Origin of the sequence: Sphingobium limneticum (genome assembly GCF_008710165.1) — a bacterium.
GTDB classification, from domain to species: domain Bacteria; phylum Pseudomonadota; class Alphaproteobacteria; order Sphingomonadales; family Sphingomonadaceae; genus Sphingobium; species Sphingobium limneticum.
The window spans coordinates 1-7,308 of record NZ_VYQA01000047.1 but is presented as its reverse complement, the minus strand read 5'-3'; the positions used below and the strand labels follow the sequence as shown (position 1 = coordinate 7,308).

Genomic DNA, 7,308 nt, shown 5'->3' with positions numbered 1-7,308 from the left:
TGCTGTAGGAAGAATAATTTCCTGCTTTATCGTACACATAAACAGTATCTATGGTATATGTGCCTGCGCCCGAGCTTGCGGCGATATAGGAGCTTTGCGACGAATATCCATCGGCGAAGCTGTCGTTATAATCATTGGCATACAAGCCGGACGTGTTGCCATAGCTACCCTGCCAGCTTTTGCTGAAAGAGACGCTAACCCTGTCTACGCCCAATCCGACATCCGTTGCGCCTGCGGTGAATGATAGATACAGGCCGCCATTCGTCACATCAACGATCGACGGAAAGTTGAGCGACGTCAAAATCGGCTTGGTCGTGTCGGCAACGGCCATAAAAACCCCCAGTAAATGACTTGGGCAATCCATTCGCATGCCAAATCATTAGAGATCAAGAGTAATGATCTTTATTTCTGTGATGTTGAGAAAGTTGTTTCAATGCCGTTTCTCAACAACGCCTCCTCCAGATAGCGCATGAACGCTGGCGTGCGCCCGGCGTCCCGTGCACGCAGCCAAGCCAGCGCGACGACAGGCCGCCACGCATTGATGTCGTGCACCGACACGGCGGATGCTTTCATATAGCTTTTGCGCAGCCGCCCTGCAGCCCAGTCGCGCCACAGGTTCGTCACCCAATCGCTCGGCCCGATGCCAAAGCGCATCAGCATTTCCGATCGCACCGCATCGGCCGCCATATGCCCCGCTGCTGCTTTCGACCAGTCGATCACCATCATCCCCTGCTGCGTCATCATGACATTGCCCAGATGAAAATCGCCATGGGTCAGCGCGTCCCCGTCCGGCAGGCTTTCCAGATAGGCGATCGCCGTCCTTTGCAGCGAGATGGGCGCAGGACCATAAGAAATATCGGTCGCCAGCACCTGTTTGAGCGAGCGCAGTGCCCCTCCCCTAACCCGGTGCATGGCGGCATGGATTTCGCCCATCTGGTCCAGCACCCATCCCGCCCGCATCGGGTTGCGGCGGATCCAGTCCATCACCGTTCCGCCTTCAAGCCGAGGGTAGACGATGCCGCGCCGCCCGTCCCATGTTCGCTGCCCAATCGCCGCGGCGGTCGGTACGCCACACGCCCCGGCGTGAATGGATGCCTCTACCTCGCGCGCGATCATGTCGTCCGACACGCTGTCGCGAAACAGCTTGAGCACCTGCCCGTTTCCGACATCGAACAATTCCGCGCTCGCGCCCCTGGCGATGAAGGGCGGCATTTCACCGGAAGATGTACGCCTGGCATCGGGATTTTCCATAGTATCCATATCTGACTGGAAATTGCAGATCTTTCCACTCCGGAAAAATGCTAGATCGTCAGATATCGTATGGATATCCAATAGATATCCAATGCTTCGCATCATTGCTCTGTATTATTTTTTGGTATAGTCTTGCCCATCATACCCCTGAGAACGGCATTTATGGCACGCAATACATCCATCACGATTGGCGATCATTTCAGTCATTTCGTCAGCGAGCAGGTACGGTCTGGCCGTTACGGATCGACGAGCGACGTGGTACGCGCGGGCTTGCGGTTGCTGGAAGAGCATGAAGCACGCGTTCGGGCCCTTCACAATGACGCGGTTGAACCGGGCGAGCATGAACTGTCAGCAGGGGCTGGCCGCTGAGGCTTGTTATGCCCCATCTGGGATATGAATGGCGTACCGTCATAGTGCCCGACATGCCGACAGGACGGAAAAAAGCGGCAAAATGCCAAATTCGTGCTTTCGAGTAGAAATAGGAAAAGCCCTGTTTTCGGGTATGGAGCGATCATCATGAGCATAGCGCAAAGAGAATTGTTCCAACTCGACAGCCCGTTGCTGGGTGAAATTCGCGGCGAACGATCGCTGATGGCCTTTCCCTTTTTCGCGCTCGCCAAAAATGCGTGGATGAAGCCCCTTTCCTATTCCACGCCCACCGTATCGATCGAGGTGCGGCCCAGCGCGCGCGGCGTCGCCACCATCTATGACAAGGAAATCGTCCTCTATATCGCCAGCCTGATGGCTGCGAAGATCGAGGCGGGCATGGCGATATCGCAGGATTTCACCTTCACCGCGCACGACCTGTTCACTGTCACCGGCGCCAATCACAGCGCCCGGTCCTATTCCCGCCTGGCCGACGCGCTGGAGCGGCTTCAGGGGACGCAGATCCGCACCAATATCGAGGCCGGGGGCGAGGGCGAGGAAGGTTTCTTTTCCTGGCTGTCGGAAGCGCGGCTGCAATATGCGCGCTCGGCCAATGGCGAAAAACGGCTGAAATCGGTGAAAGTGCGCCTGTGCGACTGGCTGTTTCGCGCCATTTTGCGCGATGGGCAGGTGCTCGATTATGCCTCCACCTATTTCCAGCTCGGCCCCATAGAGCGGCGCATCTACGAAGTCGCGCGCTCGACCTGCGTGGATGGCGAACCGCTCGACATGGACCTGCAACTGCTCAAGCTCCAGACCGGTTTTCAGAACCCCCTGTCCAACTTCCGCATCGCCATGCGCCAGATCGCGGCCGCCAATGCCATCCCCGGTTACGACATTGCGCTGATCGAGGATGCGCCCGCCGCCGTGGTGGAGGATGGCCCGCGCAAGGCGGGACGGCGATCGGCCGCCGCCAGGGTCGTCATCACCCGCCGCGCGCTGCTGACCAGCGAGGCAGCGGACGGTCCGGCCTGATCGGTTCCGGGGGCTAGGGGCGGAGTGCAGGCGCCCCTGCCCTCCCGCCTGATTCGCGCGCGCCATCCATTCCCCCGCGCCATTCCTACTCGAAAGCACGAATGGGATGCCGCTATTCCTATTCGAAAGCACGAATTTGCGCGCTCCATTCCTACTCGAAAGCACGAATGGAGTGCCTATTCCTACGCGAAAGCACGAACGATTTTCGGCATTCCTACGCGAAAGCACGAACCGTCAGGCCTTCCGATGTAGGATTTTTGCTGCAAATATGCCGCCCTTGTCGGCCTGTGCCGACAGGCATGGACAGGCCGGTCGCGGACCGGCGGGGATTTCAGGTGAAGGGGCGGCTGTGACCACATAAAAGAACGCCCGGCACGAAGGCCGGGCATCCGTTGGAGTAAGGGAACGACGTCGCCAAACGTCGTGCCGGACCAAATAGACGTGGTCCGTTTCTCCTACCCCAAAATGAAACCTGTTTCAAGGATGCGTGCTTCGCGCCACGCCCTCTTTTTGTCTGGTGACGGTCCTCCTGTGTGGAGGAACGAATGGGAACACTTGCCTTTGGTGAGGCGCTGGTTGGTGTGCTTGGGACTGGCGCACTGGGCGGTTCAATGCGCGGTGCGATGGCGGGACCGGGCAAGCGGGCGCCCGGCGCGGGAGGACCGCGTAAAAGCCGTTCGGGCGCCCCGCATCCCACCGGCGCCCCAGTGTTGCGCGACAGTGTGGAAGCCGGCACGTTCGAACATCTCTTCTTCGCCAGCCCGGCCAAAGGCGAACCCGACCGGCTGCTGCGCGCGGCGCGGCGGATCCTGGACGCGGGGCGTCAGCTGCGCCGCGAAGCGCGCTGCGACGGCCGCATCCTCACCACCGCCGAGCAACAGCTGACCACGCTGACGGCCGCCAGCGTGCGCGTGCTGGAGGAAATCCTCACCCTTGCCCGCCTCAACCGCGGCCGGGTCTTCCCCAGCTATGACTATCTGGCCGACGCGACCAGCCTTGGCCGCGCCACGGTGGCGCGGGCGCTGCGGATCCTGGAAAATATCGGCTTTCTGGTGCGTCAGCGCCGCTTCAAAAAGGTGGAGGGCGATGGCCCCGGCCCTCGCTATGCCCAGACCTCCAACGTCTATCGCGCCTTCCTGCCCAACATCGTGCGGCGCTATCTGCCGCGCTGGATGCGCCCTGCCCCCCTGCCCGACGATCAGGTCCAGCGCGAAGCCGACCGGCAGGAGGATATGGTGGCAATGCGTGCGACACTGTGCCCGCGCGAACGGCGCAAGGCGATGGAAAAGGGGAAGCTGGCCCAGATCCTCGCCCGTATGGAAGCGGCACTCGATGCGCAGGCGGTGGATGATGGTCCAGAGCGTGAGTCTCATAACCATCCGCAACCGCTTAGAGAGTCTATTATAAAAGAAGATCAGCGGGGTTGGACTAGTCGTCCACCATGTTGACACCGGATCGCCCGACCACGACGCCCCTAAAAAAACCGTTCCTGTGGCAAGGCTGAACGCACCGCTTCGCGGCGCGAATGCTCCCCAGCGGGAGCAAGCGGCTTGGGCAGCGCGACGAACGGGCCTTGGCATGGTGGCAAGGGTGTCGATCATAGAGAAAAAATGCAATTTGATATCGGATAGCTATCGGATATCTGAAAATATTATCATCTTGAGCGGCGTGACCGTTGCGGCGCACTGGACGGTCTATCTGCCGCAGGTCATGGTCATGGTCATGGTCTTGATCGAAACGCTGCATGAGCCCGATCAGATCACATGCAGGAAGCGGATTCCGAAATCATCCGTCATGTCAGCCGCGAGGAATCTCAGTCCGGCTATCAAAGTGATGCCGCCAATGTCTGGCGCTTCATGATGGATGCGTTGCATCAGGACGGACGGCGCAAAATAGCCGAAATCGCAGTCCGCGCCGCCGAATAATCCAAGGATGTGAATAGGATACCAGATAGCTATCCGATAGCTATCTGGTAACTCATTCGTTGCGTTGCGTGGCGAGCGCCGCCAGCGCCTGTTCCAGCACCGCGCCCAGCGGCAGGTTCATCGCATCGGCAATCCGGTAGAGTTCGGTGATCGTCTCTTCGGTCGCCTTGATATTGATCTGGCGATTGCGGCCGGTCACATGCCGCCGCGGCTGACGCGCCGCCGGTGGGACGGGTGACGGGGCAGGGGAGGGGGGCGCCGTTTCACCTGTCTGACTCGCTGTCTCATGCGGGGCCGCCGCCGCTGCCTTGCGGCTCGGAAAACCGCTGCTTTGCGCGATTTTATCGATCGTTTCGGCAGGCACCGGCTTGGCGGCATGGTCCGACCCGAAATCGTCCAGGTCGCCGAAGGGATTGGCTCTGCTCATCCTGCCACCGCATCGCTCGTGACGGCGCTCTTGCGGCGCGCGCGCAACTGCTCGATCACTTCGACCGCGAACTGCTCGGCATTGGCGATCGCCTTGTCCAGGTTGGATACGTCCTTAGGGTCCAGCTCCTCCAGCGTCTGGCGGAAGGAAAAGATCGCACGAAACGCCTCGCGTTCGTGCAACTGCGTCTGGAACATCGGCACGCCCGCATCGACCAGCCCGTCCTGAATATGCCCCATGGTCCGCGTGCGGATGATCGGGCTGGTCCGCGACAGCAGCACGCCATAGGGGACCGCCCGGCCGGTCATCTTCTCATGTTGTTTCAGCACCCGGATCGCCCGGCTCGCCTGTTCAGCGTCCAGTTGCGATCCCTGCATCGGGATGACCACCAGATCGGCCTGACTGACCGCCAACAGCACGATCTTGGCCGCAGTCCCTTCCAGATCGACGATCACAAAAGGGGTTTTGGCCGCCGCTTCCTCGATCTTGTCGAGGATATTATCCTCATCGACATCGGCGATGATCGACAGATTGTCCGGCAACGCTGCGTCTTTTCCCCATGCGGCGATGGGATGATTGGGATCGGCGTCGATCACTGACACTTTGGCGCCGCGCGCCAGCTGTGAGGCCAGAAGCAGGGCAGCGGTGGTTTTCCCGACGCCCCCCTTGGGACTGATGAAGGCGATGGTAGGCATGAGGTAGCTGTATAGCTATCGGCTAGCAGGAAGCAATCCGATATCTATCTGGTATCCTATGGATAGCATTTTCACACATATGCCGCCGACTGCGATGATTTCCTTTGTCATTCCGGTTAAAGCCTTTATCTGTCAAAGCCCCATGCGATCGAAATCGATAAGCCATTATCTCAAGCATATCGCCGATTTCTGGCTGACGGCGTCCGTTCATTTCGACGCTTTCCGACTTGAACCGCGTGCCTATCTGACCGCCACCAAATGGTGGATCAAACGCAAACGCGTCCGCGCCCGCGGCCAGTTCGCTCCGCTGCTCAGTCGATCGCCACAGGCGTATAGGTTATGGGTTTTGCGGCAGGAACGGGAAGGGCGTGGCCCTAGTCAGCCCGACGCCCGGCATCCGATCATCGCATTGATCGACATGAGCGGTTTTGCCGATCCTGGTGCACTGGCGGCCACGCGACAAAGTTTGACAGCAGAAGGTTTGACGCTGCTTTTTATCGGCTCTCTGGAAACGCCTACACTTGCCACCGCCATCGCCCGGATCGACTGGAGCACCGATCCCTGGCTGTTTCCGACCTGTCCCGGCGACCGGATCGCGTCCGGTGCTGCTGCTGTCTATCGCTCTGTCATGGCCAACGGTCAGACACGGCTTATCTATGCCGATGACGATCGGCTTGTCGGCCGCCGTCGCACAGCTCCCTATTTCAAGCCCGACTGGAACAGCGAGCTTTTCCGGCACAACGACTATCTGACTGGCGCCTGCATCGTCCATGCGACCCGCGCCGATCTGGAGGCTGTGGCCGACAAGGCCAACTGGGCCGCAGGGCTGGTCGCGACCATCGTGGAACTGGGGCAGGGCTTCCCCGTCCACCTGCGTGAGATGCTGCATCACCGTCGTCATCGCCCGATGCCGAGCCTTCCCGCCCGTCCGATCACTATCGCGAGCGACCTGCCGCCGCTGTCTGTCATCGTGCCGACCCGCAACCGGGTGGATCTGCTGTGCACCTGTCTCGATGGCGTCGCGGCGGCCCATTATCCGCAGGTCGAGGTCATCGTCATGGACAATGATAGCGACGATCCCGAAACGCTGGCCTATCTCGCCGCGCTCGATCCTGCTCGCCACCGTGTACTGCGCCACAGTGGCGCGTTCAACTATTCGGCGATCAACAACCGCGCGGCGGAGGAGGCCCGGGGCAGGCTGCTATGTCTGCTCAACAACGACATCGAAATGACCGACCCTCACTGGCTCGCTATATTGGCAACGCAGGCACTGCGGCCAGAAGTCGGTGCGGTGGGCGCGCGGCTGCTATATCCCGACGGGCGCATCCAGCATGCCGGCGTCGTGATCGGCGTCGGCAATGCGGCGGGCCATGCACATCGTTTCCTGCACCCCGATGAGGAAGGCTATTTCTACCGCCACAGCTTGCCGCAATTCACCATGGCCGTGACTGCTGCCTGTCTGGCCCAGTCGGCCCGAAGCTGCGATTTTGGCCATGTTGAAGAACAAAGATTGAACATGGCGATCTACCAGGCTCGCTCTTGTCCTCCAATCTCGTAAACATCGGTCTCGATCGAGCACCTGTAGCTCTCTGCGATGTTGAACATCTCT

Annotated in this window: 9 protein-coding genes; 5 read left to right on the top strand and 4 right to left on the bottom strand. The window is 60.1% G+C overall.

Annotated features, from left to right (window positions below; all coding sequences use genetic code 11):
• Both F4U95_RS24195 and F4U95_RS24190 read right to left on the bottom strand, forming a co-directional pair.
• Nucleotides 1-331, bottom strand: a 331-nt coding sequence (locus F4U95_RS24195) for a hypothetical protein (RefSeq protein WP_170267519.1), incomplete at its 3' end; no start/stop codon positions are given.
• A gap of 71 nt (nt 332-402) precedes the next feature.
• Nucleotides 403-1,260 (bottom strand): aminoglycoside phosphotransferase family protein, encoded by an 858-nt coding sequence (locus F4U95_RS24190; protein ID WP_246171712.1) that lies wholly within the window; start codon nt 1,258-1,260, stop codon nt 403-405.
• A 153-nt stretch (nt 1,261-1,413) separates the two neighbouring features.
• Here F4U95_RS24190 and F4U95_RS24185 point away from each other — a divergent pair, with 153 nt between their 5' ends.
• The 4 genes from F4U95_RS24185 (at nt 1,414) to F4U95_RS24715 (ending at nt 4,577) form a co-directional block, all read left to right on the top strand.
• Nucleotides 1,414-1,620 (top strand): type II toxin-antitoxin system ParD family antitoxin, encoded by a 207-nt coding sequence (locus tag F4U95_RS24185; protein WP_150426972.1) that lies wholly within the window; start codon nt 1,414-1,416, stop codon nt 1,618-1,620.
• A gap of 147 nt (nt 1,621-1,767) precedes the next feature.
• Nucleotides 1,768-2,652, top strand: coding sequence for a replication initiator protein A (locus F4U95_RS24180; RefSeq protein ID WP_150426971.1), 885 nt, complete (start codon nt 1,768-1,770; stop codon nt 2,650-2,652).
• A 545-nt stretch (nt 2,653-3,197) separates the two neighbouring features.
• Nucleotides 3,198-4,100 carry a helix-turn-helix domain-containing protein gene (locus F4U95_RS24175; protein WP_246171711.1) on the top strand — a complete coding sequence of 301 codons (903 nt, stop codon included), beginning with the start codon at nt 3,198-3,200 and terminating at the stop codon, nt 4,098-4,100.
• A gap of 315 nt (nt 4,101-4,415) precedes the next feature.
• Nucleotides 4,416-4,577, top strand: coding sequence for a hypothetical protein (locus tag F4U95_RS24715; protein ID WP_161600450.1), 162 nt, complete (start codon nt 4,416-4,418; stop codon nt 4,575-4,577).
• A gap of 52 nt (nt 4,578-4,629) precedes the next feature.
• Here the strand turns inward: F4U95_RS24715 and F4U95_RS24170 are convergent, their stop codons facing one another.
• Nucleotides 4,630-5,004: a stability/partitioning determinant gene (locus tag F4U95_RS24170; RefSeq protein WP_150426970.1), complete on the bottom strand. Its 375-nt coding sequence runs from the start codon at nt 5,002-5,004 to the stop codon at nt 4,630-4,632.
• The gene (locus F4U95_RS24165; protein ID WP_150426969.1) at nt 5,001-5,699 is read right to left on the bottom strand and encodes a ParA family protein; all 699 of its coding nucleotides are present in this window, start codon (nt 5,697-5,699) and stop codon (nt 5,001-5,003) included. Before F4U95_RS24165 ends, F4U95_RS24170 begins: the two co-directional genes overlap by 4 nt.
• A 142-nt stretch (nt 5,700-5,841) precedes the next feature.
• Here F4U95_RS24165 and F4U95_RS24160 point away from each other — a divergent pair, with 142 nt between their 5' ends.
• Nucleotides 5,842-7,257 (top strand): glycosyltransferase, encoded by a 1,416-nt coding sequence (locus F4U95_RS24160; protein ID WP_150426968.1) that lies wholly within the window; start codon nt 5,842-5,844, stop codon nt 7,255-7,257.
• Nucleotides 7,258-7,308 lie beyond the last annotated feature (51 nt).